The organism is Pseudomonas sp. B611 (assembly GCF_055407965.1).
In genome coordinates this window covers 1-24,551 of record NZ_JBUZST010000022.1, presented here as the reverse complement: position 1 = coordinate 24,551, position 24,551 = coordinate 1, and the positions used below count along the sequence as shown (strand labels likewise).

Below are 24,551 nucleotides of genomic sequence, written 5' to 3'. Positions count from 1 at the left end.
GCGAGCAAGCCCGCTCCCACATTTTTTAACCCCATCCGGTCAGTGGATCAGGTACGCATCCCACGCCCACTCACCAGCAGCTTCGCGCAACCGATATACAGCACCACCGTCGCCACCAGCATGAAGGTAATCGCCACGCTGATCTTGATATCCGACACACCCAAAATGCCGTAGCGGAACGCGTTGACCATGTGCAACACCGGGTTGGCCAGCGACACGGTCTGCCAGAACGGCGGCAACAGCGTGATGGAGTAGAACACCCCGCCCAGGTAGGTCAGCGGCGTCAGCACGAAGGTCGGGATGATCGAGATGTCATCGAAGTTGCGTGCAAACACGGCGTTGATAAACCCCAGCAGCGAGAAGATCGTCGCCGTCAGCACCACCACCAGAATGGTGACCCCGAGGTGATGCACCTGCAGGTGGGTGAAGAACAGCGACAGCAACGTCACGATCACCCCGACCATCAAGCCGCGCAGCACGCCGCCCACGGTGTAGCCGATCAGGATGGTGTGCGGCGATACCGGCGAGACCATCAGTTCTTCAATCGAACGCTGGAACTTGCTGCCGAAGAAACTCGACACCACGTTGCCGTACGCGTTGGTGATCACCGACATCATGATCAGGCCCGGCACGATGTACTCCATGTAGGTGAAGCCACCCATGTCGCCGATCTGCCGGCCGATCAGGTTACCGAAGATCACGAAGTACAAGACCATGGTGATCGCCGGCGGCAGCAGGGTTTGCGGCCAGATCCGGGTAAAACGCTTCACTTCGCGATAGATGATGGTTTGCAGCGCGACGAGGTTGGGTTGCAGTTCGGAACTCATACCGCCACCTTCGCCAGATTTTTCTCCACCAGGGACACGAACAACTCCTCAAGGCGATTGGTTTTATTACGCAGGCTCAGCACTTCGATGTTCTGCGTCGCCAACTGGGTGAACAGCGCGGTGATGCCCATGGCTTTGTCCACTTGTACTTCCAGCGTGTGGCTGTCCACCAGGCGGCTCGGGTAGCCGAGCAATTGCGGCGGCGCCGACAGATTGTTCTTCAAGTCGAGCAGGAAGGTTTCCACATGCAACTGGCCCAGCAGGTTACGCATGCTGGTGTTCTCGACGATGGTGCCGTGGTCGATGATGCCGATATTGCGACACAGTTGCTCAGCCTCTTCCAGGTAATGGGTGGTGAGGATGATGGTGATGCCCTTCTCGTTCAGCTCGGTGAGGAAGGTCCACATCGAGCGACGCAGTTCGATATCCACGCCTGCGGTGGGCTCATCGAGGATCAGCAGGCGCGGCTCGTGCACCAGCGCGCGGGCGATCATCAAGCGCCGCTTCATGCCACCGGACAGCGAACGGGACGGCACATCGCGCTTGTCCCACAGGCCCAGTTGGGTCAGGTATTGCTCGGCGCGTTCCTTGGCGATCTTCGCCGGGATGCCGTAGTAACCGGCCTGGGTCACGACAATATCGAAGGTCTTTTCGAACTGGTTGAAGTTGAATTCCTGGGGCACCACGCCGATGGAGCGCTTGAGCGCTGCCGGGGATTTGTCCAGATCATGCCCGAAGATATTCACCGTGCCGCTGGTCTTGTTGACCAGGGTCGAGAGGATACCGATGGTGGTGGATTTGCCGGCACCGTTGGGGCCGAGCAAGGCGAAGAAGTCACCTTCGGCAACGTCCAGATCGATACCACTCAGGGCCTGGAAACCGTTGCCGTAGGTTTTGGTTAGCTGCCGGATGGACAGAGCGGAACTCATATCGGAATACGCACCAAAGAAGGAAATAGGAAGAATAGATGAAGGCGCACGCCACGAAGTTCAACGACGGCGCATGACAGCCATGGTGGCTGCCCGCGCCGCACAAGTACAGTCACCTGTATTAATAGTCAGTATTAAGTCAACGCGGTCATGACCGCTTTGCGGTAGGCCGGGCGTTGTTGCAGGCGTTGGTACCAGGCCTCTAGATGGGGCATTGCAGGGCGTTCGATGGGCATTTCGAACCAGGCGTAGGCAAAACAGCCCAGGGGGATATCGCCCATGCCGATCTCGTTGCCCGACAGATACGGCTGTTCGGCGAGGGCTTTGTCCACAGTGGCGAGTGCATCGATGCAGGCTTGGCGCCCGGCGTGGATGCTGTCCCAGTTCTGTTTTTCCGCAGGGGTGCGCAGGATGCCCCAGAACACGGCCTTGAACGGTTCGGCGAGGGTGGAAGTGGTCCAGTCCATCCATTTTTCCGCGCTGGCCCGGGCTTTCAGGTCAGTCGGGTACCAACTGGACGCCTGCTTGGCGCAGAGATAACGCACGATGGTGTTGGATTCCCACAACACAAAGTCGCCGTCTTCAATCATCGGCACCCGACCGTTGGGGTTCAACGCGCGGTACTGCGGCGTATCGACCACACCAAACGCGCCGCCCGCGTCGATGGCCTCGTAGTCCAGGCCGAGTTCTTCGGCGCACCACAGTGCTTTCCTGACGTTTGATGAGTTTTTACGACCCCAGATCTTCAGCATGACCGTGCCTTATTGTGTGGTGAGCGCAGCAGCATACGCCGGTTCACGCACGGCTTAAATCGGTCTGCATATCACCGAGCAAGGGCGGACTGTCTTCGCTGAACAGGTGCGGGTAACAGGTGCGGATATGCTCAAAGAAAAATGCCTCGGGCACGTCAGGAAATTGCCCGTGATCCACCACGTACTCCATCGAGCGCTGCCCCTGACGATTGAACGCGTGGAAGACGCTGTCGTTGACCCCATCGAAATCCAGCGCTGGCACATCGAACACATCACACAGCTGTTGATTGAACGCCGGGGTGGCCTTGACCCAACGCCCATGCAGGAACAGCTCGGTGTAGCCATGCATGGCGAACACATCGCTTTTAAGCAGTGCGAGCAGGCGTGGCGTGGACAGGTGATTGCGCACATCCGCCAGGCCGATGCGCGCTGGGATGCCGCAGTGGCGGGCGCAAGCGGCGAGCAAGGTGGCCTTGGGCACGCAATAGCTTTCGCCGGCGGCCAGGGCGAAGCTGGCGCTCAGGGTGTCGGGGTCACGGCTGAAGGTGTAGGGGTTGTAGCGAATCGCCTCACGCACGGCGTAATAAAGACTGACTGCCTGGTCATTTAAATCCGCACGGGTACCGCGATGTTTTTCGGCGAACTCCACCACCGCAGGGTGGTCACTATCGATGAAGCGGCTGGGACTCAGGTACGTATCCATGAGCGTTATCTCCGAAGGAAGCCTGGAGTCTAACGACAGGCCTGCCCGAGCGATAACGACGAATCGGCCAAATCTCGTAACACCCCTATCACCCCGCTTGTTCGGATGCCGACTAAGCTCCAGGGTGGTTTCGCCCCTGGTTTCACGGAGGATTGAATATGCTGTTGTTGTGGATACTGGTTCTGGTCGCTGGCATTGCCTACCTGGCACACCGTCGCACCGCGCCCTTGCCTGCCCTGGGCGTCGTTGCCGTCTACCTGCTGGCGATGGGGGTGTGGAGTCACGCGCCAGGATGGTTGCTGCTGATCTTCTGGGTGTTGCTGGCCGCCGTCGCGGCGCCCTTGCTGCTGCCCGACCTGCGCCGCCAATACTTCACCAAACCGCTGTTCAGCTGGTTCCAGAAAGTCCTGCCGCCGATGTCCGAGACCGAGCGCGATGCCATTGATGCCGGCACGGTGTGGTGGGACGGCGAACTGTTCAGCGGCCGCCCCGACTGGGACAAGTTGCTGGCCTACCCCAAGGTCCAACTGACCGCAGAGGAACAGGCGTTCATCGATGGCCCCACCGAAGAACTCTGCGCCATGGTCAGCGACTGGGATATCGGCCAGGCCATGGACCTGCCGCCCGCCGCCTGGGAACACATCAAGACCCACGGTTTCTTCGCCCTGATCATTCCCAAGGAATACGGCGGCAAGGGGTTTTCCGCCTATGCCCACTCCCAGGTCGCGATGAAACTCGCCACACGCAGCGGCGACCTGGCGTCCACCGTGATGGTGCCCAACTCCCTCGGCCCGGCCGAATTGCTGCTGCACTACGGCACCGATGAACAACGCAACCATTACCTGCCACGCCTGGCCCGCGGCGATGACATCCCCTGCTTCGCCCTCACCGGCCCGCTGGCCGGCTCCGACGCCGGCGCGATGCCCGACACCGGGATCATTTGCAAAGGTGAATGGGAAGGCAAGGAAACCCTCGGCCTGCGCCTGAACTGGGAAAAACGCTACATCACCCTTGGCCCGGTCGCGACCCTGTTGGGCCTGGCCTTCAAGGCCCACGACCCGGACCATCTGCTGGGTGACGAGGAAGACCTGGGCATCAGCCTGGCGCTGATTCCTACGGATACGCCTGGCGTGGACATCGGCCGTCGCCATCTGCCCCTCGGCGCCGCCTTCATGAACGGCCCCAACTCCGGCAAGGATGTGTTCATCCCCCTGGAATTCCTGATTGGCGGCCAGGAAATGCTCGGCAAGGGCTGGATGATGTTGATGAACTGCCTGTCCGTAGGCCGTTCGATCTCCCTGCCTGCGGTGGGCACTGGTGCGGCCAAGTTCACCAGCCTGGTGACCGGCCAATACGCCCAGGTGCGCGAACAATTCAACGTCCCGCTGTCCGCCTTCGAAGGTATCCAGGAAGCCCTCGCGCGTATCGGCGGCAACGCCTGGCTGATGGACAGCGCGCGCATGCTCACCGCCAACGCGGTAGACCTCGGGGAAAAACCCTCGGTGTTGTCGGCGATCCTCAAGTACCACCTCACCGAACGCGGCCGCGAGTGCATCAGCCACGCCATGGACGTGCACGGCGGCAAGGGCATCATCATGGGCCCGAACAACTACCTGGGCCGCAGCTGGCAGGGTGCGCCGATCTTCATCACCGTCGAAGGCGCGAACATCCTCTCGCGCAACCTGATGATCTTTGGCCAGGGCGCGATCCGCTGCCACCCGTTCGTCCTCAAGGAAATGGCCCTGGCCGGCCGTGAAGACCACGACCAGGCACTCAAGGAGTTCGACGGCCTGCTGATGCAACACATCGGTTTTGCCGTGAGCAACGCCGCCAGCACCCTGGTGCTGAACCTCGGCGTGGGCCACTTCGAGAAGGCTCCGGGCAACCGCTTGAGCCAGGGTTACTTCCGCGCGCTGAACCGCCAGGCCGCTGCCTTTGCCCTGCTCGCCGACCTGAGCATGATGTTGCTCGGTGGCGAATTGAAACGCCGCGAACGCCTGTCGGCGCGCCTCGGTGATGTACTCAGCCACCTGTACCTCGCCTCGGCGGCGCTCAAGCGTTACCACGACCTGGATTCACCGGACCATCTGGAACCGCTGTTCACCTGGGCCATGGAAGAAAGCCTGGGTGAATCGGAGCGCGCCTTGGATGAACTGTTGAGCAACTTCCCGAACAAGGTGCTTGGTTGCCTGCTGCGGGTGATCGTGTTTCCGTTTGGCCGCCGCCACACCGGGCCATCGGATGCGCTGGATGCCGAAGTCGCGGCAGTGCTTGGCCGGGCCAAAGGCGACCCGACCCTGGAGGAACTGCTCGCCGGCTGCTACCGCCCACAATCGGCGGACGATCCGGTAGGCGCCCTGCAACAGGCCTACGACCTGCTCGGCGCCAGCCATCCATTGCAGAAAAAACTGCACACCGCGCTCAAGAGTGGCCAGGTCAAACCGGCCGCTGGCGAGCATGCCATCGACGCGGCGCTGGAGGCTGGCGTGCTTCAACCGGTCGAAGCGCAAACCCTGCGTGACGCCGAAGCGGCGCGGCGCAAGGTGATCGACGTGGATGATTTCAGCAAGGAAGAGCTGACGCAGGCTGAGGGTAAAGTCCGCTGATCTCGGCGGTCATATAAAAACGGGCGCGAGAGCTATATACTCTCGCGCCCGTTTTTGCTTTAGAGGACTTATCTCGTGTCCAACGTCGTTGCCGATCATCTCGTCTTGCTCGACCACCTGCGCAGCATCCTGGTTGCCGTCGGCGAAGCCGAACAGGTGCCCGAGGAAAGCCATACCTTGTTCCTGGAGCGCTTCGACGAACTGCGCGCCCTGCTGCCCATCGACCCGATCGAAAGCCAGTACCTGGGCCAGGACCTGATGAGCCAGGTCATCCTGCGCTACCCACAAATTGCCCACCTGGTGCCGCGCGACCTGCTGTGGTTCTTCGGCGGTGACTGCCTGCACTTCATGCCCGATGAAGAACTGGACATGTACCAGGCCCTGGAAGAGCGTCGCTTCGAAGCCGAGCAGAACGACGAACCGTTCGACTGGAACCAGGAAAAGCAGCTGCTGGCCATGCCGGTGGACCAGAGCAAGCACTGATCCCCAGCACACCGCAAAACCTGCTTTCCTGTGGGAGCTGGCTTGCCTGCGATAGCATCACCTCGGTACTACTGACAGACCGAGTTGTCTGCATCGCAGGCAAGCCAGCTCCCACAGAAAAGCCAGCTCCCACAGTAAGTCCTGCTCCCACAGAAGCCAGCGCCCAGTACTACCGCTGGCGTAGTGTTGGCTCTCGCGCCATGCACTCCACCAGATAATCAATAAACACCCGCACCTTCGGCGGCAGATACCGCGTCGGTGAATGCAGCAACCACACCTCACCGTGATACGACGCAATAAAATCCCACTGCGCCAACACCTGCACCACCCTCCCCGCCTCCAGATCATGGCGCGCCGTAAAGTACGGCAGGCTGCCAATCCCCACATGCTGCAACACCGCGTCCAAACGCACCCCGGTATGGTTCGCCGCATAACGCCCGCGCACCCCGACCGTCACCGTCTTGCCGGCCTGGCGAAACTTCCAGCGTGCATCCGCCGGTGTTTCCCCCAGATAGATGCAACTGTGTTCGAGCAAATCATGGGGGTGTTGCGGCGTGCCGTGTTCGGCCAGGTACTGCGGCGTGGCGCACAACAGGTGCTCGATGGGAAACAACGGCCGCCCCACCAACCCCGATGGCGGGCTTTCGGAGATGCGCAGGATCAGGTCGAGGTTGTCGTCGATCAAGTCCACCGGCCGATCCTCCAGGATCAACTGCACATCCACCTTGGGATAGCGCCGCAAGAACTCCGGCATATGCGGGTGTATCACAAACCGCCCCACCGCCTTGGGCACGCTGACGCGCACCCGGCCTTCGGCTTCATGGGTGAATTGGCCGCTGATCTCCATCACCGCACGCGCCGAGTTGACCATGTCCTGGCAACGCTTGAACACCTCTTCGCCGCCTTCGCTCAAGCGCAACTTGCGCGTCGTGCGTTGCAGCAAACGGGTGGCCAGGGCCTTTTCCAGATGGGAAATGCTGCGGCTCACCGACGACGGTGAAACGCCCATCTGCCGCGCGGCTTCGGAGAAGCTGCCGGTTTCCACCACTTTGACGAAAATCGCCATTTCGCCCAGCAGAGGCAAAGGAAGATTGATGCTCATGACGCACAGGTCCATTGATAATTGAGCGGATTATCACCCATCCGCGCACTATTTATACTGAGCGCAGAACCCTGATGCGGATGTAGAGAATGACCGAGCGCCTGTTTTTCACCCATGACCACCTGACCGCTGAACTCGAAGTGCTGGCCTGCACGCCCCACGAAGAGCAGTTCGCGGTGACCTTGCAATCGACAATTTTCCACCCCCAGGGCGGCGGCCAGCCTTTCGACACCGGCTGGCTCGGCGAAAGCCAAGTAGTGCGCGTCACCCAGGAGCCCGACCGCGTAGTCCACTACGTCGATCGACCCGTAGCATTGGGCCCGATTACCGCGCGCGTCGACGCGCAACGCCGCGCCCTGCACACCCGCCTGCATTCCGCCGGCCACTTGATCGGCAACGCCGGCGAACAACTGGGTTGGATGCCGATCAAGGCCCATCACTGGCCGGGCGAAGGCAAGATCAGTTTTATCCGTGGCGAAGCGGCGCAAGACATGGACGCCGACGCGATCCAACAGCAGATCAACCAATGGATCGCAGCGGACTACCCACGTCACATGAACCTGGAAGACGGCACCCGCGAAGTCGGCTTCGGCGAGTTGCCGGCCTACGCCTGCGGTGGCACACACGTCCAGGTCTTGGGCGAGCTGGGCCAGGTGACAATCCTGGCCCTGTCGGAGAAAAAGGGCACGTTGTCGGTGCGCTACGAGATTGCGTAGCGCCCAAGGTAAACACTAATCCTGCGACAAAGCACCAACCCTGTGGCGAGGGAGCTTGCTCCCGTTGGACTGCGCAGCAGTCCCAGCCGTTTAACCAAAGAGCTGGGGCCGCTTCGCGGCCCAACGGGAGCAAGCTCCCTCGCCACAGTTGGGTTCTATTCTTTTTACATGGCAATCGCCCCCGCCCGCCCCGACTCCACCACAAACGACTTGAGCGTCGCCACCGTGGCCGTCGGGTCGCGCGGATCGGTGATCACGCGCAAGTTCGTCAGCATCTTGTCCGGCGCGATCTGCACCGACACATACCCACGTTGGCGGCTGTCGAAAAACTTCACATGAGGGTTGAGCGGCAGCAGTTTGCTGAACGCATCAAAGGGCGGCCCATCCGAGGTCACCGACGTGCCGACAAACTCCGTCGCGACAATCGGCGAGTCAGGGTTGTTGCCATCTGCGTGCAGGTCCGTGACCCAGAACGAATGAATATCCCCGCCCCAGAACACCGGGTTCTTGACCCGATTACGCTGGATGGACGTGAGCATCCGCGCCCGGTTGGCCATGTAGCCGTCCCAGCCATCGGTCCAACGTCCGGGTTTATGGTCAGTCAGGTCACGCTGGATCAGCGGCGCTACCAGCAAATCCTGGGCGATCACGTTCCACTGCGCCTGCGACTGCGCAAAACCCTGATCCAGCCAGGCCTCTTGCTGCCAGCCGAGCATGGTGCGACCGGGGTCGCGCAAGTCATGGCAGAGATTGGTCGCAATGTGCCCTTGATGGCTGCCATTGGCCGGAATGCACGGTTGCTCGGAACGGTACTGGCGGCCGTCAAGCACATGGAAACGCGCCAGTTGGCCGTAGTCCAGGCGCCGGTAGATGCGCATGTCCGGACCTTTAGGCAGGCTGCTGGCCCGTAGCGGCATATGTTCGTAATAGGCCTGATAAGCCGCTGCGCGCTGGAGGAGAAACTGCGCCACCGGGATCTTCGGGTCCTGGGACCATTGGTTGGCGTAGTCATTCTGCACTTCATGATCATCCCAGGTCGCGACGCTGGGGGCCGCAGCGTGCAAGGCCTGCAAGTCTGGGTCAGTCTTGTACAGGGCATAGCGGTTACGGTAATCGCTGAGGCTTACCGCGTTGCCACTGCCATGGGAGCGAATGACTTTGCCCGACGACGGCGCGTAGGAACTGTCGTAGATATAGTCACCGAGAAAAAACACCAGGTCCGGCTGCTCGGCGGCAAGGTGGCGATAGGCGCTGAAATATCCGCGCTCCCAATGCGAGCACGACACAAACCCCACCCGCGCCGCCACACTGGCATGCAACGGCGGCGCCGTACGGGCCTGCCCCACCGGGCTCTGCGCGCCAAGGCCATCGAACTGATACCAATACGGTCGCCCCGCCTCCAGCCCCGCGACTTCAACATGTACCGAGTGGGCAAACCGTGGGCCGGCCATCACCTCGCCCTGGCGTACGATGCGTGTCATCGCCGCATCGCTGGCCACCCGCCAACGCACCGGCACCGCACGGCTCAAGCCACCACGGCCATCGGCAGCGTTGAATAACGGCGCCAGCCGCGTCCAGATCACAAAGCCATCCGGCAGTGGATCGCCGCTGGCAACGCCGAGGGTGAACGGATAATCCACCCCGGCACTGCGCGCAAACGGGCTGAGGATCGCAAACGCCGAGCCCACCGCCAGCCCGGTCAATATCCGGCGGCGGTCATGGTCCACGGCACCGCTCACGAGGGACGCTCCCAGTCCTCACGCACCACGGCAAAGCCGAGCAAGTCCTCGAACACTCCGTTCTTGAGAAACGCGTCGCGCATGCAACCCTCAAAGCGCAGGCCGATTTTCTCCATCACCCGCGCCGACTCTTTGTTGCGGCCAAAGCATTGGCTGCCGACCCGCTGCAAACCCAATTCAGCGAAGCCAAAATCCATCACCGCCCGCGCCGCCTCGGCGCCATAGCCCATGTTGCGACAGTGCGCCGCCACCCAACCGCCGAGGTGCCCGTAACGGTGTCGCGCGTTGAGTCGCAAGCTGACGATGCCGACCAATTCACCCGTTTCGACTACATGCATGCCCAGGCTGAGTAAATCGCCCGCACGATATTTCGCGGCCATGTTGTCGATAAAGGTGTGTGCCGTTTCCAGGGTATAGGGCGACGGAATATTGGCCGTGTTGTCGGCGATTTTCGGCCCGTTGGCGAGCGTCGACAGGGTCTCGGCCTGGTGTGTTTCCAGGCCGCGCAATAGCAGGCGCGGGGTGGACAGGTGTGGCAATTCGCTACTCATTCCTCAGGGCCCTCGATGTAAAGTTTCTGAGAATGCCCCTGCTGGATTTCAATTCTGTTACGTCGTAAAAATGACTACAGAGTCGTCCGTAAGACCTGTCCTAGAGCCCTCAAAACGTCAATTAAAGTTAACCAATCGGTCATTTTTGGTTGTTAGCGTGTCGCCCCTAATTCAATAACGGGGTAGCGGAATGAGAACCTGGGACGAACCGAAAAAACGCAAGGCGCACATCGAATTGATCCCGATGATCGACGTGATGATGTTCCTCCTGGTGTTTTTCGTACTCGTGAGCCTGAACGTGATTCCGGCCCTCGGCATGAAGACCCAATTGCCCAGCGCCAGCAGTTCGCAGCAGCTCAAGCCACAGAACAAATTCATCCTGACGTTGGGTTTGGCGGGCCAACTGCAACTGGACGGCAAGGACCTCACCGTCGAGGCCTTGGTGCCGGCGTTGAAGGCCGCAGAAAAGCCCGATACCAAGTCGACGATCATCGTCAACAGCGACAAAGGCGTGGAGGTTTCACGCCTGGTGGAAGTGATGGACACCCTGCGCCTGGGTGGCTTTACCTCCGTGTCCATTGCCACGCGTAAGTCCTGATCATGTACGTCCTGTTTCGTGCACGTCAGTTGCTGGGCAGTGTCCCGGCCGTGATCGCCCTGGTGCTGATTGCGATGGGTATCCAGTCGCAAACCTTGAAGGTCGAGCCGGTGTATGACGAGTCGGCGGTCGAGCTGGCCTTGGTCGAGCCGGAGCCGGAAGTGGTCCCGGAGCCAGTGGTGGAACAAGAGCCGCCACCGCCGGTGATCGAGGACGAAGAGGCCGCACCGGCCCCGCCACCGCCACCGCCCAAACCGCTGCCAAAACCTGAGCCCAAGCCCAAGCCGGTGCCCAAGCCCGTGGTCGCCAAGCCAACACCCACGCCGACCCCAACCCCGCCACCGGTGGCCACCAAACCGGCACCCGCCGCCGTGGCCCAGGTCGCGCCGACACCGGCTCCACCCGCGCCGCCGAAGGTCGATGGCCAGGCCCTGGAAGGCGGTTACCTCAAGGGTTTGCGCAACGAGTTGGACAGCTACAAGCAGTACCCCACCGGTCGCCAGGCGTCCCTCGAACGCCCGACCGGCGAGGTGGTGGTGTGGCTGCTGGTTGATCGCCAGGGTCGGGTTCTCGACTCCGGTGTGCAGACCCAGGCCTCGAGCATGTTGCTCAACCGGGCCGCCGCCAACAGCTTGCGTCGCATCAAGCAAGTCAAACCGTTCCCCGAGCAAGCGTTCGGGGGGAGCAATGAGCATCGCTTCACCGCCACCTTCAACTACAGCGTGCAATAAGCACCCGACACCAGGACGACACTGATGAGGTTCACACGGATTCATCTGGCACTCGTTGCCGCAAGCATGGGCCACGGCATGGCCATGGCCGACACCAGCGGCAGCGACGTCGGCACTATCGGCGTACAGGGCAAGGCCACGGCAGGTGGCGGCTATATGGTGCAGGAAGAAAGCATCAAGGGCCGCTCCACGGTGACCAAGGAGGCGCTGGATAAACAGAGCGCCACCGGTAACGCCGTGGACAAGCTCAAGTACACCCCGGGTTTGAATATCTCCAGCGAAGACAACACCGGCCTGTCCGGTTTCCGCTTCACCATGCGCGGGCTCAACTCCGACCAGGTGGGCATGTCGGTGGACGGCATGCCGATCAACGACTCGGGCAACTACGCGCTGTATTCCAACCTGCTGGGCGACCCGGAAAACATCGACCAGATCTTCGTCACCCAGGGCTCGGCAGAAGCCGACGGCCCGCATATCGGTTCCAGCGGCGGCAACATCGGCATCGTGACCATACGCCCGACCAAGGAAACCGGGGCGTTCGTCAAACAGGTCATGGGCAGCAACGCCACGCGCAAGACCTTCGCCCGGCTCAACACCGGCGAGATCAACGGCCTGAGCAACTGGCTGTCGGCGTCCCACACCGAAGGCCAGATGTGGCGCGGTTCGGGCGCGGTGCGCGCCGACAAGGTGGAGTGGAACAGCTTCTTCGACGCCGGTAACGGCAACACCGCCAACCTGATCCTCAAGTACCACGAGCAGGACAACAACAGTTACAGCCAGCTGACCAAGGCCCAGTACCAGCAGAACGGCCGCAAGTACGACCCCTACCCGGCCACGCCGACCGTGGGCAGCAACGGTAAGCTCAACAGCTATTACGCACTGGCGCAGAACCCGTTCCAGACCTTTACCGGCGTGCTCAACACCCAGTTCAAGCTGGCCGACAACCTGGCCCTGTCGGTGATCCCGTATTACTACTGGGGCAACGGCAGCGGCGTCGGTTCCTCCAGCTATGCGCTCAACCGTGGCTCCAATGCCGGCGGCGTGTTCGACCTGAGCAACCTGCCGACCGCCGCGCAATACAACGCCGACGGTTCCTCCACCACCGGCGTGTACTACCGCCCTTCGCGCACCCAGACCTGGCGCCCGGGTATCACCACCAAGCTGAACTGGGACCTGGGCGAACACAGCCTGCAATTCGGCTACTGGTATGAGCGCGCACGCCAAAGCCAGACCCAGCCGTTCATTGCCCTGAAAAACAGCGGCAAGCCCACCGACACCTGGCCCGACGCCGATTCGGTGGTCGATGCCAACGGCAACACCGTGCAAGGTCGCGACCGCTTCACCGTGACCCCGGCGCAGAAGGTCTGGGCCCAGGACACCTGGTACATCAACCCGGACTGGACCCTGGTCGCAGGCCTCGCCTACATGAACGTCAAGCGTGACGGCACCAACCACGGCAGCCTCACCGAGCAGGCGGAAAAACGTAACCAGACCTACAACAAACTGCTGCCCAACGTCGGCCTCAAGTACCAGTTGGATGAGCAGGACCAATTGTTCTACAGCCTGTCGCGCAACATGCGTATCCCACAGAACTACGTGCTGTACGACAAGGGCCTGGACTCGATCAACTCCAAGCCGGAAACCAGCTGGAACCACGAGTTGGGCTGGCGCTTCACCGGTGATGACATGACCGTGGCCGCCACCTTGTTCTACATGCAGTTCAAGGATCGCCAGGTCTCGTCCAAAGACATCAACGGCGACTTCGCCGACATCAACGCCGGCTCCGTCAACAACAGCGGCCTGGAACTGGAGTGGAGCGGCCTGCTGCCCAATCACTTCAACTACTACACCTCCTACACCTACACCAAGGCCGAGCAGCAGGATGACCTGACCGTCTACAACGCCGGCAAGGCCATCGTGTTGCCCACTAGCGGCAAGCAGTTCGCCAACGTGCCGAAAAACATGCTGGCCGCCAACATCGGCTACGACGACGGGCGCTTCTACGGCACCTTCGGCGGCAAGTACACCAGCAAGCTCTACGGCGACCTGACCAACGACGAAGCCATCTCCGGGCGCACCGTGTTCAACGCCGGCGCCGGTATCTACCTGCCGGTGGACAAGAAGGTGGTCAAGGACGCGACCCTGCGCCTGAACGTCGACAACCTGTTCGACAAGAAGTACCTGGATGGCGTGTACACCACCAAGACCAACGCCGCCAGCTACAGCGGTTTCCGCGACGGCGACCCGGCCTACATCGTTGGCCTGGAACGCACCGTGACGGTTTCCCTGGAAGCCAATTTCTAACAGCGAGGTAACGGAACATGGACATGAATGTGCTCCACGACATCACCTTCTATGTGATGTACGCCGCGATGGCCATTGCCATCTTTATCGCCATCGAGCGTGGTCTTTACTTCGCCTATGTGCGCCGCCAGGCCCGCGCGTTGACCGAGGTGCTCGGCGCCAACGTGCACAGCGAGCGCGACTTGCCGGAAAGCCTGACCCGTCGCGACAGCCTGCCGTTGAGCATGGTGCTGCCGGTACTGGCACAAAAGGCCAGCCACGGCTCACGCAAGGACCTGGATGACGTCATTGAAACCCAGTACCTGACGACACGCGCGCCATTGGCCCGCAGCCTGTGGATCATCGAGACCATCACCACCGCCGCGCCGCTGTTGGGCCTGCTGGGGACCATCCTCGGCATTATCGACACGTTCAAGGCGCTGGCTTCGGCCGGTGTGTCCGACCCAGGGCAGATTTCCGGTGGTATCGGGACGGCGCTGTTTGCGACCGGTCTGGGGATCGCCATCGCGCTGTTCTGCGTGGTGTTCCACAACTTCTTCCAGGACAGCCTGGAGCGCATCAACGACCAGCTGAAAATCCTGCTGATCCGCGCCGCCACCGGTGCCCGCGTGCAGAACGAAGTACCGCACCTGGTGCCTACGCCGCTGCACAGCCGCACTGCATGATCGTTTGAGCGGGCGCGCAATGCGCCCGCTTTTTTCCTGGTAGGAAGACCTATGCCCATCTCCTTGAAATTGCGCATCGCAGGCCTCGCCGGCTTGCTCCTCAGTCCGCTGGCCCAGGCGGACTTTTCAATTGCGGGGTTTGAACTGGTGCACACCGTGCCGGTGGACACCGCCCTCGGCACCGACGATTTGCGCCAGCCCGGCCCGGTGTGGATCGAACTGTTCGACGGCGCCAAGAGCAGCATTGATATCGGCCAGTTCTACGCCGCCGACCATCCCGGGTCGGTGATGGACACTGTCATCGAACACTTGGAAGCGGCCGGCAAACGCGGTGTGAAGATTCGCTTCCTGCTCGAAGAAAAAGGCCTGAAGTTGTCGGAGGCTTCCACGCTGGAACGCTTGCGCGCGATACCCAACCTGTCCTTCCGCGTGCTGGCCTACGGCCAATTGAGCGGCGGAATCATCCACGCCAAATACCTGGTGGTGGACGGCAAGCAGGCGTTTGTCGGTAGCCAGAATTTCGACTGGCGCTCCCTCGAACATATCCACGAAACCGGGCTGCGCATCAGCGATACCGCGGTGGTGGGCCAAGTGCAGGCGATCTTCGACCAGGACTGGCAAGCCCAGGCGGCGCTGGCCGACAACCAACCAGCGCCGCTGCCCGTCGCAGGTAAAGAGCCGCCGCGCACCGGTAATTACCTGGTAGCCAGCCCGCAACGCTACAACCCGCCCGGCGTCGGCGATTCACAGCTGGAACTGCCGCGCCTGCTGGGCGAAGCGAAACACGAAGTGCGCGTACAACTGCTGGACTACGCACCGCTGTCCTACGGACCCGACCGCACCCGTCCGTACTACGCGGTCATCGACAACGCCATCCGTGCAGCAGCTGCACGGGGTGTGTCGATCAAGCTGATGGTGTCCAACTGGAACACCGACAAGTTGGAACTGCCCTACCTCAAGAGCCTGGCAGTGCTGCCCAACGTACAAGTCAAGATCGTCACCCTGCCGCAAGCCAAGCGAGGTTTTATTCCCTACGCGCGGGTGATCCACAGCAAAACCATGGAGATCGACGGGCAAGTGGCCTGGATTGGCACCAGCAATTGGCTGGGCGGCTACCTGGATAATTCGCGCAACCTGGAGGTGGTGATGCGCAATGAAGCGATGGCCAAGCGTGTAGGGCAACTGCATGAGCAGTTGTGGGATGGGCCTTACGCCAAAGCGCTGGAGGTGACAGCCGACTATCCAGCCCCGCACCCAGGCACCTTGTAAAATGTCGTTCGCTTGCTAGCCTTCCACTCTCTGGGCGCAGCTTTAGCGGTGCTGCGCGTTCAGGTCACTCACATGAGAGCACCACCATGAAAACCGCCTCCTTTCGCCTTTCTTGCATACTGCTGTTGCTTATCCCTCTGAGCGCCTGCGTTAACAACGTGCAAACACTGACCCTCGTCACCCTCGCCGACGGTACGCGCGGCCTCAAAAATGGAGTCGATATCGGCCCTGCGGGCCCCTCCCAAGGCGACCTTTTTGTATTCGATCAACCCTTGATGGACCAGGACCGCAAAGACATCGGCAGCAACAGTGGCTACTGCGTCACCACCCTACCGGGGGTACACAGCCAATGCCAATGGACACTGCTGTTCGTCGGCCCCGATAAAACCGTCACAGGCACCATTGTCGTAGGCGGGCAGGAGCTTGAAGCGGGTAAATCCACAGTCGCCGTCATCGGCAGCACGGGAAAATATGCCGGTTTTACCGGCGAAATGACCTCCGAGCCCAACCCTGATGGAACATTCACCCAAACCCTGCATTTGGTTAGCCATCTACCGTAAAAGTCGTCGCGTCTAAACGCATAGTGGTTGCATACCGAAGCAGGAAATTTCCCTGGCCCGGGTCTCCCGCCCTCTCCTTTGCAGTGGTAGTGTGTGGAAATGTTTCTGACACTCTGGTCAGAAACCTCTTACTCACTACCTGCCAAGGAATGCTCCAACAATGCACTTCCCACTCAAGCAACTGGCGGCTGCAACCCTGTTCGCAGCCAGCCTCGCGGCCATCGCCACCCCCGCCTTCGCCAACATCACCGTCGAGCAAAGCACGGCGATTCTGAAGAGTTTCAACGAAACCTCCGTCACTGATTTCCGTGGTTTCCTCGGCACCCTGGCCAAGGGCGACCTGGGCAAAACCGCCGATGTGGGCCCGGCGATCAGCGCCTTTCTCGACAATAAAACCCTGAGCGCCGACCAGCAGAACGAAATCAATCGACTGCTGGGCATCTACACACGAGTGAAATACGGCAAGGCCGCCACCGAGACCCTGCGCGAGCTGGTGGAAATCCCCACCTTCAATATCGACGGCCTGCCGCAGTACAAAAACCCGGAATTCCTCAAGATCGCCGCGAAGATCCAGGACCTGGCCAAAGCCTTCAACCTGAACTTCCGCAACGTCGACAACCGTGTGTATGAAATTTCCCTGGAAGGCGCCAGCGATGAAGTGGTCGGCATTCATGCCCACGCCGACGTGGTGCCGGTCACGCCGGAAAACTGGGTGCTCAAGGATGGCACCAAGCTCGATCCGTTCAAGGTCACGCTGATCGGCGACCGCATGTACGGCCGCGGCACCGAGGATGACAAGAACGGCATCGTCGTGGCCATGTACGCGATGAAGGTGATCAAGGAAGAGAAACTACCGCTGGCGCGCACGTTCAAGCTGTTGGTGGACACCACCGAGGAAACGTCCGGCGACGCGATTCCCTATTACTTCGAACACAACCCGACACCGCAGTACAACCTGGCGCTGGACGGCGGCTACCCGGTGGTGATCGCCGAGAAGGGCTACGGCACCGTGATGGCCACGTTCCCGCGCCGCAAAGGCGAAGGCAAAGGCGCGGAAATCATCGCAATGACCGGCGGCATGGCCACCAACCAGATTCCGTCGGCCTCGGTGGCGACCCTGGTCAGCGACAAACCCGCCGAACTCGCAGCCAGCCTGCAAAAAGCCGGTGCCGAGTATGCCAAGAACAACGGCGGCGACTTCGAGGTGACGGCCAAGGTGGTCGGCAAAGAGGTCAAGCTGACGGTAACCGGGGTTTCGGCGCACTCGTCCGAGCCTGAGTCCGGCATCAACCCGGTGGCGCGCATGTTGGAGCTGATCCATAGCGTCGATGGCAAGATCGCCCTCAAGCACAACCACATCACCGACGCCGCACGGTATGCGTCCGACAACTGGGGCCTGGATTACCTGGGCGGCAAGTTGGGCGTAGGGTTCGCTGACGACTTCATGGGCCCGCTGACCACCTCGCTGACTTTTGTCGGCCTGGATGACAAGGCGTTCAAGCTGGCTGTGAACCTGCGCGTGCCGAAGGGCAAATCCCCAGAGACACTGAAAAAGGAAATTGCCGACAAGCTGAGTGCGTGGGACAAGCAAACCAAGGTCAAGGTGGGCTTCACCTACTCGGTGGCCGAGCCGATGTACCGCAACCCGGAAGGCGAATGGGTCAAGGCGCTGTTGGCGGTGGCCAGCGAAAACCTGGGCATGGAGCACAAATTCGGTACGTCGGCCGGGGCGACGTCCGTGCATGAACTGCCCAATGGCGTGCAATTCGGCCTGGCGCGGCCCGAAGTGAAGTACACCGGGCACACCGATAACGAGTTCAAGACAGTGGACCAGTTCCTGCTGGACCTGCAGATCGTCACTGAAATGATGGGGCGCGTGGGGCAGTTGCCGAAGCTCTGAGCCTGATGGGCTAGATCGTTCCCACGCTCTGCGTGGGAATGCTCCTGGTGACGCTCTGCGTCACGCGGGACGCGGAGCGTCCCAAGAGGCGCTCCCACGCAGAGCGTGGGAACGATCAATCGCGCACAAACAAAAACGCCGATCATCTCTGATCGGCGTTTTTGTTGAATATGGAGCGGGAAACGAGACTCGAACTCGCGACCCCGACCTTGGCAAGGTCGTGCTCTACCAACTGAGCTATTCCCGCAAATGGCGTCCCCTAGGGGACTCGAACCCCTGTTACCGCCGTGAAAGGGCGGTGTCCTAGGCCACTAGACGAAGGGGACACGCTACTGGAACACATGGTGTGTATTCCAGTGCCCAGAGGTTAGATCCGAAGATCATGCCCTGGTTTCACTCAGTGCCGCCCGAAGGCAACACTGCTTAAATTGGAGCGGGAAACGAGACTCGAACTCGCGACCCCGACCTTGGCAAGGTCGTGCTCTACCAACTGAGCTATTCCCGCAAAATGGCGTCCCCTAGGGGACTCGAACCCCTGTTACCGCCGTGAAAGGGCGGTGTCCTAGGCCACTAGACGAAGGGGACACACAACTGAAATACATGGTGTGTATTTCAGTGTCCAGAGATTAGATCCGAAGATCATGCCCTGGTTTCACTCAGTGCCACCCGAGGGCAACACCGCTTAAATTTGGAGCGGGAAACGAGACCAACATCCGATCGCTAACCATTTGATTAACTTAGAGTTTTTCTCATTCCTGCCTCAGGAATGGACGCAATTCTGGACTGGTTTCGAAGGGTTGTCAACACGCACGCTAAAAAACTTCTATTGACCGCTATCTGGCACCCTCACAGGCGCTTGGAACTGTCGGAGCGCTGGCATCTCCAAAACCATTGAGTCGCGTAACCGCGCACATTCAGTCGGGATACCCTCGTTGCCAAAGCCAAAGGTATCGCCGTCCAGTTTTGCACACCACGCTCAAGACGCCAAAGCACGAAGCAACCCTGCAAGCCCAGAACAGTACTTTCCCGAACTATGTTCTCGTGCAGCATGCATGTTCTAGCCAGGGAATACGATTGAGACAGTATTCCAAGTAGGTGCGAACAACGGCAGAAGGATGACGATGCGCAGGATAGAGAAGGTTCAACGAGGACTCTGGTAATGGATACGCTGAAAGCAGTGGCACCAGTTGTCCACGTTCAATAGCCTCCTTGACGATAAAAGGGGGCAGTTCGGTGATGACCTCGCCTGCCATCGCGCTGTGGAGCAGATGCATGCTGTCATTCGTTGAGAGCACCGCGTTTGGCTCCACCGTCAGGCCTGGGAAACGCCAAGTCGCGCTTGTATTCGTGCCGAGGCTCCAAGTCGCACAAGGAAACCTGCCCAGATCCTCCGGGCTGTTCGGCCGCCCATACGTTGCAACGAACTGCGGGCTGGCGACTACAACGTGCCGATAATCGAGCAAATGCCTTGCGATCATAGCCTCGTGCTCTACCCGACCGACGCGAAGTGCCACGTCTATCCCATCCTCAACGGTGTGAACGCGGCGCTCCGTTGAAAGCAGATGCACGCGGATGTCGGGATGATCTTTCTGAAAGTCCGAAATCAGCTGCCACCAGGGGGAGAACGATGGAGGCACTGAAAGCCGCAACTTGCCTTTGACGTGGGCCTGGTCGCTGACGAGTGCGTCTCGCCCTTCTTGCACGATATCCAAACCCCGGCTAGCGTGCTCAAAGAGGCGCGCGCCAGCCTCGGTCAGCTTCACTCCCCTGGCTGATCGCTCGAGCAATTCGACTTCAAGTTCTCGCTCGAGCGCACGAATTCTGCGACTGATAGTGGGCAGCGGCACTCCTGAACGCTCCGCGCCCGCCGTCATACTCCCCGCTTGTACGATCGCCACCAGCATCTGAACTGCGTTGAGATCCATTGACAACCCTCTCATTTATGAAAGCAATGATCTCACTAGCGGGCATTCTCTTTCAACGCTGAGATGCCTAAAGTGGCGCCTCTGTTTGGAATATGGAAATCTATCGCGACCGCGCGGCGTTTGACCACCCTCTTACCCAGCCACACTTTCGTACTTTCGTACTTTCGTACTTTCGAGCTCGACGCCCAACACCTAATGGACGGCAAACCGGAGATCACCTTTTTTGGTGCCCACTCAAGCGGACGCCGAACACCAAGCTCGGCCGCCACACTCAAACTTTGGAACTCAACAATCATGAAACTCTTCGTTTACGATCACTGCCCCTTCTGCGTGAAAGCCCGCATGATTTTCGGGCTCAAGCAAATCGCTGTCGAACTCGTCATTCTTGCGAACGACGATGAGGCCACCCCCATCCGTATGATTGGCAAGAAGATGGCGCCGATCCTCCAAGACGGTGACCAATACTTGGCCGAGAGCATGGACATCGTTGCGCATATCGATGGCATGTCTGGCGCGCGGAGCCTGTTCGGCCCGAGCAATTCGAGGTTGGCAAAGTGGAACCAAGACGTGACGGCCCCACTTTATTCGCTGGCAATTCCACGCTGGGCGACGTCGGATTTCGAGGAGTTTTCTGCGCCTGCAGCGCGAGCTTATTTCACCCGGAACAAAGAGCGCATGCTCGGTAGCTTCGAAGCTCATCTGGCAGCCAGTCCCGATTACATTGCGTCGCTGAACCGCCATTTGCTGGAGCTTGAGCCGCTGATCCAGTCCCCCGACGCCGTTAACGGCGAGCTGTCAGAAGACGACATTCATCTGTTTGCTACTCTGCGGAGCATGTCGATCGTGCAGGGCATCATTTATCCGCCTGCTGTAGAAGCTTATCGAGTGCGAATGTCGGAACGTAGCGGGATCAACCTCCACGATCCAATAGCGATCTAAAAGGATTGAACCTAAGCCAGGCACGCCGGCCGGGAGCGGTCCAAAGGAAACGCCGCACTTACATCAAAAGAGGGGCTGCAATCCACGATTGCAGCCCCTCTTCGCGTTTTGGCTGGCCCAACGTCTCGCCGTGGTTTGCACTACAGATATCACCGCCGGTACTGAAGCAAAATCGGCGATTGTCCCGATTATAGGAACTATTAATCACATTCAGGCTTATTTATCTCCAATTCAGGATCTATAAGATAGCCACATCCCAACCCAGTACGCTTATTAAACAGAAGGAAACAACACTATGATCGACTCACGCACCGCCCCCTACGCCGCACTGGTCATGCGCCTGGCACTTGGCATTATGTTTATTGCCCATGGCGTGACAAAGGTCCTGGTATTCAACCCTGCTGGCACCGCCGGATTTTTTGAGTCCATAGGGTTTCCGGGTTTCCTTGCCTATCCAGTCATGGCATTTGAAGTGGTAGGTGGCCTGATGTTGGTATTAGGTGTTTACGCCCGGTGGGTCGCCGCAATTGCGGTCGTACAGCTCTTCGTCGCTTCGACCGTGCACTTCAGCAATGGCTGGAGCTTCACCAACGCGAACGGCGGATGGGAATATCCCATTTACCTCAGCGTGACTGCGTTGGTTGTAGCACTGCTTGGTGACGGGCCATTGGCTCTGAAGGCTGCCCGCAAAGCCTAAATCTGGAAAGGCAATCGCTGGTCGCCAAAGCGCGTCCAGCCCATCACATTACTACCCGGTTGAACGCTCCGCTCCCCTTTCCTCAACCGGGTTTTTTAATGTGCGAGTGCACAAGTTCTGTAACAAAATCTTGCCGATGCTTGCGCTGTCATGGGGCTACAGTCATTCGACGTTGACTAGCCGAGCTCATGGTGTGGCAGATTGAAGCACCCTACCCGGTATACTCCCCGCCAGTACCTAGATATACTCCCTACCAGTACCAGACATACTCCCTACCAGTACCCGCATAGACAGCTTGTGAGGCTTGACTAGGATTACTCCGATGCCACATTCACCTGAAGAGAAAAAACGCGTCCTGGCCAGAGTCCGGCGAGTTCGGGGGCAATTGGATGCTCTTGAATCAGCACTCCAGGCAGGAGCCGGGTGCGGTCCGGTGCTGCAGCAGATCGCCGCCATGAGAGGCGCCGTAAACGGACTGATGGCCGGGGTACTGGAAAGCCATCTTAGGGAAGAGTTCACGACCTTAGTCAACACAACAGACGCCCAGCGGGCTTCGATCGATGAAGTGATTTCTCTGGTGCGCACGTACCTGAAGTAGCCGTCATTGGCCCATGCCGATGGCGGTACCCATCTCAATGAGCACTACCCTTTGGAGAAGACCTTATGAAATCTCGTGCAGCCGTTGCCTTTGAAGCGGGTAAGCCGCTTCAGATTGTTGAGATCGACGTAGCACCCCCTCGTGCAGGTGAAGTGCTGATCAAGATCACCGATACCGGGGTATGCCACACAGACGCCTTCACTCTGTCCGGTGATGATCCTGAAGGCCTGTTTCCTGTCGTACTCGGCCATGAAGGCGCCGGTATCGTGGTTGAAGTCGGCGAAGGCGTGACCAGCCTCAAGCCTGGCGATCACGTCATCCCCCTGTATACCGCGGAATGCGGCGAGTGCCTGTTCTGCAAGTCGGGTAAAACCAACCTGTGTACCGCCGTGCGCGCGACCCAGGGCAAAGGCGTGATGCCCGACGGCACCAGCCGCTTTTCTTACAACGGCCAACCGCTGTATCACTACATGGGCTGCTCGACCTTCAGCGAATACACCGTGGTCGCAGAAGTTTCGGTCGCCAAGATCAACCCCGACGCCAACCCTGAACACGTCTGCCTGTTGGGCTGTGGCGTAACCACCGGCATCGGCGCAGTGCATAACACCGCTAAAGTCCAGCCGGGCGACACCGTGGCCATTTTCGGTCTGGGCGGCATCGGTCTGGCTGCCATTCAAGGTGCTCGTCAGGCCAAGGCCGGTCGCATCATCGCCATCGACACCAATCCGACCAAGTTTGACCTGGCACGCCAGTTCGGCGCTACCGATTGCATCAACCCAAAAGATCACGAGCAGCCGATTCAGCAAGTGATCATTGAAATGACCGGCTGGGGCGTCGACCACTCCTTCGAATGCATCGGTAACGTTCATGTCATGCGTGCGGCGCTCGAATGCGCACACCGTGGCTGGGGGCAATCCATCGTCATCGGCGTCGCCGGTGCCGGTCAGGAAATCTCCACTCGGCCATTCCAGCTGGTTACCGGTCGTACCTGGAAAGGCTCGGCATTCGGTGGCGTCAAAGGCCGCAGCCAGTTGCCGAAGATGGTTGAAGACTCGATGAAAGGCGAAATCGAACTCGCTCCGTTCGTGACCCATACTATGCCGCTGGAACGCATCAACGAAGCGTTCGACCTGATGCACGAAGGCAAATCCATCCGTACGGTCATCAAATACTGACAGGTTGCCCGGGGCGCGAGCCCCGGGGAGCTTTTCGTATCAACCCTGAGCAATTCCGGAGATACACATGAGCAATGTAAAACTGCATCCTTCGCTGGACGCTGGTATCAAGCCAGCCGCTGCCGATTTCGCTGGTGGCACCTTGCAGTGTTTGTGCGCGACCAACAAGGTTGAGGTCAAGATTGACGCTCAAACCCTGCACAATCACGCATGCGGTTGCAGCAAATGCTGGAAGCCTGAAGGCGCGAAATTCGCGGTAATCGCGGTCGTTCCACGGGAAAAAGTCAGCGTGACTGCAAACGCAGCCAAACTGGCCATCGTCGATGAAAGCGCCACCATCCAGCGTCACGCGTGCAAAGACTGCGGCGCGCACCTGTACGGTCGCATCGAAAACACTGGCCATGCGTTCCACGGCCTGGATTTCGTACACACCGAACTGTCGCCACAAACCGGTTGGGCCGCGCCTGGCTTTGCTGCATTCGTGTCGTCTGTCATTGAAACAGGCACCCCGCCGGCCGAGATGGACGGTATCCGGGCTCGTTTCAGCGACATCGGCCTGCCGACCTATGATTGCCTGTCTCCAGCACTGATGGATGCCTTGGCAACTCACGTCGCCAAGCAGAACGGCGTACTCTGACCGAGCAGCAATACCGTTAGGGAAACTCTGAAAAAGGCTTCCAGAATTGGTGAAATACCCGCCTCACAGGAATCGAACGGTTGAGTCCCGATGAAACAGATGTCCTTCGCCGATGCTGAGTACGCCGGCAAACGTAAGCAGACCC

Annotated in this window: 23 protein-coding genes and 4 tRNA genes; 15 read left to right on the top strand and 12 right to left on the bottom strand. The window is 59.9% G+C overall.

All coding sequences use genetic code 11. From position 1 onward, the window contains the following. Nucleotides 1-47: 47 nt before the first annotated feature. From ACZRMO_RS27050 to ACZRMO_RS27035, 4 genes are all read right to left on the bottom strand, one after another. Nucleotides 48-827, bottom strand: a complete 780-nt coding sequence (locus tag ACZRMO_RS27050; protein ID WP_017737220.1) for an ABC transporter permease — start codon at nucleotides 825-827, stop codon at nucleotides 48-50. Then, on the bottom strand, nucleotides 824-1,756 hold the full coding sequence (locus tag ACZRMO_RS27045; RefSeq protein ID WP_017737219.1) for an ABC transporter ATP-binding protein: 933 nt from the start codon (nucleotides 1,754-1,756) through the stop codon (nucleotides 824-826). Before ACZRMO_RS27045 ends, ACZRMO_RS27050 begins: the two co-directional genes overlap by 4 nt. Before the next feature lie 134 nt (nucleotides 1,757-1,890). Continuing rightward, a complete protein-coding gene (locus ACZRMO_RS27040) occupies nucleotides 1,891-2,508 on the bottom strand; it encodes a glutathione S-transferase family protein (RefSeq protein WP_017737218.1) in 618 nt (205 codons plus the stop codon). Nucleotides 2,509-2,551: 43 nt separating this feature from the next. Further along, nucleotides 2,552-3,211: a transglutaminase-like domain-containing protein gene (locus ACZRMO_RS27035; RefSeq protein ID WP_463974875.1), complete on the bottom strand. Its 660-nt coding sequence runs from the start codon at nucleotides 3,209-3,211 to the stop codon at nucleotides 2,552-2,554. Between the two features lie 158 nt (nucleotides 3,212-3,369). On the opposite strand from ACZRMO_RS27035, the gene ACZRMO_RS27030 reads away from it, so the two are divergent. Next, nucleotides 3,370-5,817, top strand: a complete 2,448-nt coding sequence (locus tag ACZRMO_RS27030; RefSeq protein ID WP_463974874.1) for an acyl-CoA dehydrogenase — start codon at nucleotides 3,370-3,372, stop codon at nucleotides 5,815-5,817. Nucleotides 5,818-5,892: 75 nt separating this feature from the next. Beyond that, nucleotides 5,893-6,300, top strand: coding sequence for a PA2817 family protein (locus ACZRMO_RS27025; RefSeq protein WP_017737215.1), 408 nt, complete (start codon nucleotides 5,893-5,895; stop codon nucleotides 6,298-6,300). A gap of 169 nt (nucleotides 6,301-6,469) precedes the next feature. Here the strand turns inward: ACZRMO_RS27025 and ACZRMO_RS27020 are convergent, their stop codons facing one another. Continuing rightward, nucleotides 6,470-7,402 (bottom strand): LysR family transcriptional regulator, encoded by a 933-nt coding sequence (locus ACZRMO_RS27020; protein WP_463974873.1) that lies wholly within the window; start codon nucleotides 7,400-7,402, stop codon nucleotides 6,470-6,472. Nucleotides 7,403-7,491: 89 nt separating this feature from the next. Between ACZRMO_RS27020 and ACZRMO_RS27015 the strand changes: the two genes are divergently transcribed. Then, the gene (locus ACZRMO_RS27015) at nucleotides 7,492-8,118 is read left to right on the top strand and encodes an alanyl-tRNA editing protein (RefSeq protein ID WP_463974872.1); all 627 of its coding nucleotides are present in this window, start codon (nucleotides 7,492-7,494) and stop codon (nucleotides 8,116-8,118) included. Between the two features lie 164 nt (nucleotides 8,119-8,282). Here the strand turns inward: ACZRMO_RS27015 and ACZRMO_RS27010 are convergent, their stop codons facing one another. Together ACZRMO_RS27010 and ACZRMO_RS27005 are read right to left on the bottom strand one after the other, a co-directional pair. Further along, nucleotides 8,283-9,857, bottom strand: coding sequence for an alkaline phosphatase D family protein (locus tag ACZRMO_RS27010; protein ID WP_463974871.1), 1,575 nt, complete (start codon nucleotides 9,855-9,857; stop codon nucleotides 8,283-8,285). After that, entirely contained in the window at nucleotides 9,854-10,408 is a 555-nt protein-coding gene (locus ACZRMO_RS27005) for a GNAT family N-acetyltransferase (RefSeq protein ID WP_463974870.1), read from the bottom strand. Before ACZRMO_RS27005 ends, ACZRMO_RS27010 begins: the two co-directional genes overlap by 4 nt. A gap of 190 nt (nucleotides 10,409-10,598) precedes the next feature. Here ACZRMO_RS27005 and ACZRMO_RS27000 point away from each other — a divergent pair, with 190 nt between their 5' ends. The 7 genes from ACZRMO_RS27000 (at nucleotide 10,599) to ACZRMO_RS26970 (ending at nucleotide 18,435) form a co-directional block, all read left to right on the top strand. Further along, complete coding sequence (locus ACZRMO_RS27000; protein ID WP_017737210.1) at nucleotides 10,599-11,006, top strand: ExbD/TolR family protein; 408 nt, start codon at nucleotides 10,599-10,601, stop codon at nucleotides 11,004-11,006. 2 nt (nucleotides 11,007-11,008) lie between these two features. Beyond that, nucleotides 11,009-11,737 (top strand): energy transducer TonB family protein, encoded by a 729-nt coding sequence (locus ACZRMO_RS26995; protein WP_463974869.1) that lies wholly within the window; start codon nucleotides 11,009-11,011, stop codon nucleotides 11,735-11,737. Between the two features lie 24 nt (nucleotides 11,738-11,761). Next, the gene (locus ACZRMO_RS26990; protein ID WP_463974868.1) at nucleotides 11,762-14,041 is read left to right on the top strand and encodes a TonB-dependent receptor; all 2,280 of its coding nucleotides are present in this window, start codon (nucleotides 11,762-11,764) and stop codon (nucleotides 14,039-14,041) included. Between the two features lie 17 nt (nucleotides 14,042-14,058). Then, nucleotides 14,059-14,706 (top strand): MotA/TolQ/ExbB proton channel family protein, encoded by a 648-nt coding sequence (locus tag ACZRMO_RS26985; protein ID WP_463974867.1) that lies wholly within the window; start codon nucleotides 14,059-14,061, stop codon nucleotides 14,704-14,706. A 51-nt stretch (nucleotides 14,707-14,757) separates the two neighbouring features. After that, nucleotides 14,758-15,975, top strand: a complete 1,218-nt coding sequence (locus tag ACZRMO_RS26980; protein ID WP_463974866.1) for a phospholipase D-like domain-containing protein — start codon at nucleotides 14,758-14,760, stop codon at nucleotides 15,973-15,975. Nucleotides 15,976-16,061: 86 nt separating this feature from the next. Beyond that, nucleotides 16,062-16,535, top strand: coding sequence for a hypothetical protein (locus ACZRMO_RS26975; protein WP_463974865.1), 474 nt, complete (start codon nucleotides 16,062-16,064; stop codon nucleotides 16,533-16,535). Nucleotides 16,536-16,695: 160 nt separating this feature from the next. Further along, nucleotides 16,696-18,435 carry a dipeptidase gene (locus tag ACZRMO_RS26970; RefSeq protein ID WP_463974864.1) on the top strand — a complete coding sequence of 580 codons (1,740 nt, stop codon included), beginning with the start codon at nucleotides 16,696-16,698 and terminating at the stop codon, nucleotides 18,433-18,435. A gap of 171 nt (nucleotides 18,436-18,606) precedes the next feature. Here ACZRMO_RS26970 and ACZRMO_RS26965 read toward each other — a convergent pair. The 5 genes from ACZRMO_RS26965 to ACZRMO_RS26945 form a co-directional block, all read right to left on the bottom strand. After that, nucleotides 18,607-18,682, bottom strand: a tRNA-Gly gene (locus ACZRMO_RS26965). Between the two features lie 3 nt (nucleotides 18,683-18,685). Beyond that, nucleotides 18,686-18,761 (bottom strand) — tRNA-Glu (locus tag ACZRMO_RS26960). A gap of 103 nt (nucleotides 18,762-18,864) precedes the next feature. Next, a tRNA-Gly gene (locus ACZRMO_RS26955) sits at nucleotides 18,865-18,940 on the bottom strand. A gap of 4 nt (nucleotides 18,941-18,944) precedes the next feature. Next, nucleotides 18,945-19,020: transfer RNA gene (locus tag ACZRMO_RS26950), tRNA-Glu, on the bottom strand. 446 nt (nucleotides 19,021-19,466) lie between these two features. Next, complete coding sequence (locus ACZRMO_RS26945) at nucleotides 19,467-20,360, bottom strand: LysR family transcriptional regulator (protein WP_308936171.1); 894 nt, start codon at nucleotides 20,358-20,360, stop codon at nucleotides 19,467-19,469. A 294-nt stretch (nucleotides 20,361-20,654) separates the two neighbouring features. Here ACZRMO_RS26945 and grxB point away from each other — a divergent pair, with 294 nt between their 5' ends. The 5 genes from grxB (at nucleotide 20,655) to gfa (ending at nucleotide 24,406) form a co-directional block, all read left to right on the top strand. Continuing rightward, complete coding sequence (grxB, locus tag ACZRMO_RS26940) at nucleotides 20,655-21,299, top strand: glutaredoxin 2 (protein WP_200656214.1); 645 nt, start codon at nucleotides 20,655-20,657, stop codon at nucleotides 21,297-21,299. A gap of 295 nt (nucleotides 21,300-21,594) precedes the next feature. After that, nucleotides 21,595-21,996 (top strand): DoxX family protein, encoded by a 402-nt coding sequence (locus ACZRMO_RS26935; protein WP_308936172.1) that lies wholly within the window; start codon nucleotides 21,595-21,597, stop codon nucleotides 21,994-21,996. 322 nt (nucleotides 21,997-22,318) lie between these two features. Further along, on the top strand, nucleotides 22,319-22,594 hold the full coding sequence (gene frmR, locus ACZRMO_RS26930) for a formaldehyde-responsive transcriptional repressor FrmR (protein WP_200656216.1): 276 nt from the start codon (nucleotides 22,319-22,321) through the stop codon (nucleotides 22,592-22,594). Between the two features lie 65 nt (nucleotides 22,595-22,659). Then, on the top strand, nucleotides 22,660-23,769 hold the full coding sequence (locus ACZRMO_RS26925) for an S-(hydroxymethyl)glutathione dehydrogenase/class III alcohol dehydrogenase (RefSeq protein ID WP_200656217.1): 1,110 nt from the start codon (nucleotides 22,660-22,662) through the stop codon (nucleotides 23,767-23,769). Between the two features lie 67 nt (nucleotides 23,770-23,836). After that, a complete protein-coding gene (gene gfa, locus ACZRMO_RS26920; protein ID WP_200656218.1) occupies nucleotides 23,837-24,406 on the top strand; it encodes an S-(hydroxymethyl)glutathione synthase in 570 nt (189 codons plus the stop codon). The last annotated feature ends 145 nt before the right edge of the window (nucleotides 24,407-24,551 follow it).

What these genes read in the sequence shown, in the direction of transcription:
- ACZRMO_RS26980 (WP_463974866.1), top strand. Translation starts at nt 14,758, where the DNA reads ATGCCCATCTCCTTGAAATTGCGCATCGCAGGCCTCGCCGGCTTGCTC.
- frmR (WP_200656216.1), top strand. Translation starts at nt 22,319, where the DNA reads ATGCCACATTCACCTGAAGAGAAAAAACGCGTCCTGGCCAGAGTCCGG.
- ACZRMO_RS26990 (WP_463974868.1), top strand. Translation starts at nt 11,762, where the DNA reads ATGAGGTTCACACGGATTCATCTGGCACTCGTTGCCGCAAGCATGGGC.
- ACZRMO_RS27015 (WP_463974872.1), top strand. Translation starts at nt 7,492, where the DNA reads ATGACCGAGCGCCTGTTTTTCACCCATGACCACCTGACCGCTGAACTC.
- grxB (WP_200656214.1), top strand. Translation starts at nt 20,655, where the DNA reads ATGAAACTCTTCGTTTACGATCACTGCCCCTTCTGCGTGAAAGCCCGC.
- ACZRMO_RS26985 (WP_463974867.1), top strand. Translation starts at nt 14,059, where the DNA reads ATGGACATGAATGTGCTCCACGACATCACCTTCTATGTGATGTACGCC.
- ACZRMO_RS26975 (WP_463974865.1), top strand. Translation starts at nt 16,062, where the DNA reads ATGAAAACCGCCTCCTTTCGCCTTTCTTGCATACTGCTGTTGCTTATC.
- ACZRMO_RS27035 (WP_463974875.1), bottom strand. Translation starts at nt 3,211, where the DNA reads ATGGATACGTACCTGAGTCCCAGCCGCTTCATCGATAGTGACCACCCT.
- ACZRMO_RS27030 (WP_463974874.1), top strand. Translation starts at nt 3,370, where the DNA reads ATGCTGTTGTTGTGGATACTGGTTCTGGTCGCTGGCATTGCCTACCTG.
- ACZRMO_RS26995 (WP_463974869.1), top strand. Translation starts at nt 11,009, where the DNA reads ATGTACGTCCTGTTTCGTGCACGTCAGTTGCTGGGCAGTGTCCCGGCC.
- ACZRMO_RS26970 (WP_463974864.1), top strand. Translation starts at nt 16,696, where the DNA reads ATGCACTTCCCACTCAAGCAACTGGCGGCTGCAACCCTGTTCGCAGCC.
- ACZRMO_RS27005 (WP_463974870.1), bottom strand. Translation starts at nt 10,408, where the DNA reads ATGAGTAGCGAATTGCCACACCTGTCCACCCCGCGCCTGCTATTGCGC.
- ACZRMO_RS27045 (WP_017737219.1), bottom strand. Translation starts at nt 1,756, where the DNA reads ATGAGTTCCGCTCTGTCCATCCGGCAGCTAACCAAAACCTACGGCAAC.
- ACZRMO_RS27000 (WP_017737210.1), top strand. Translation starts at nt 10,599, where the DNA reads ATGAGAACCTGGGACGAACCGAAAAAACGCAAGGCGCACATCGAATTG.
- ACZRMO_RS26925 (WP_200656217.1), top strand. Translation starts at nt 22,660, where the DNA reads ATGAAATCTCGTGCAGCCGTTGCCTTTGAAGCGGGTAAGCCGCTTCAG.
- ACZRMO_RS26935 (WP_308936172.1), top strand. Translation starts at nt 21,595, where the DNA reads ATGATCGACTCACGCACCGCCCCCTACGCCGCACTGGTCATGCGCCTG.
- ACZRMO_RS27020 (WP_463974873.1), bottom strand. Translation starts at nt 7,402, where the DNA reads ATGAGCATCAATCTTCCTTTGCCTCTGCTGGGCGAAATGGCGATTTTC.
- ACZRMO_RS27050 (WP_017737220.1), bottom strand. Translation starts at nt 827, where the DNA reads ATGAGTTCCGAACTGCAACCCAACCTCGTCGCGCTGCAAACCATCATC.
- gfa (WP_200656218.1), top strand. Translation starts at nt 23,837, where the DNA reads ATGAGCAATGTAAAACTGCATCCTTCGCTGGACGCTGGTATCAAGCCA.
- ACZRMO_RS27040 (WP_017737218.1), bottom strand. Translation starts at nt 2,508, where the DNA reads ATGCTGAAGATCTGGGGTCGTAAAAACTCATCAAACGTCAGGAAAGCA.
- ACZRMO_RS26945 (WP_308936171.1), bottom strand. Translation starts at nt 20,360, where the DNA reads ATGGATCTCAACGCAGTTCAGATGCTGGTGGCGATCGTACAAGCGGGG.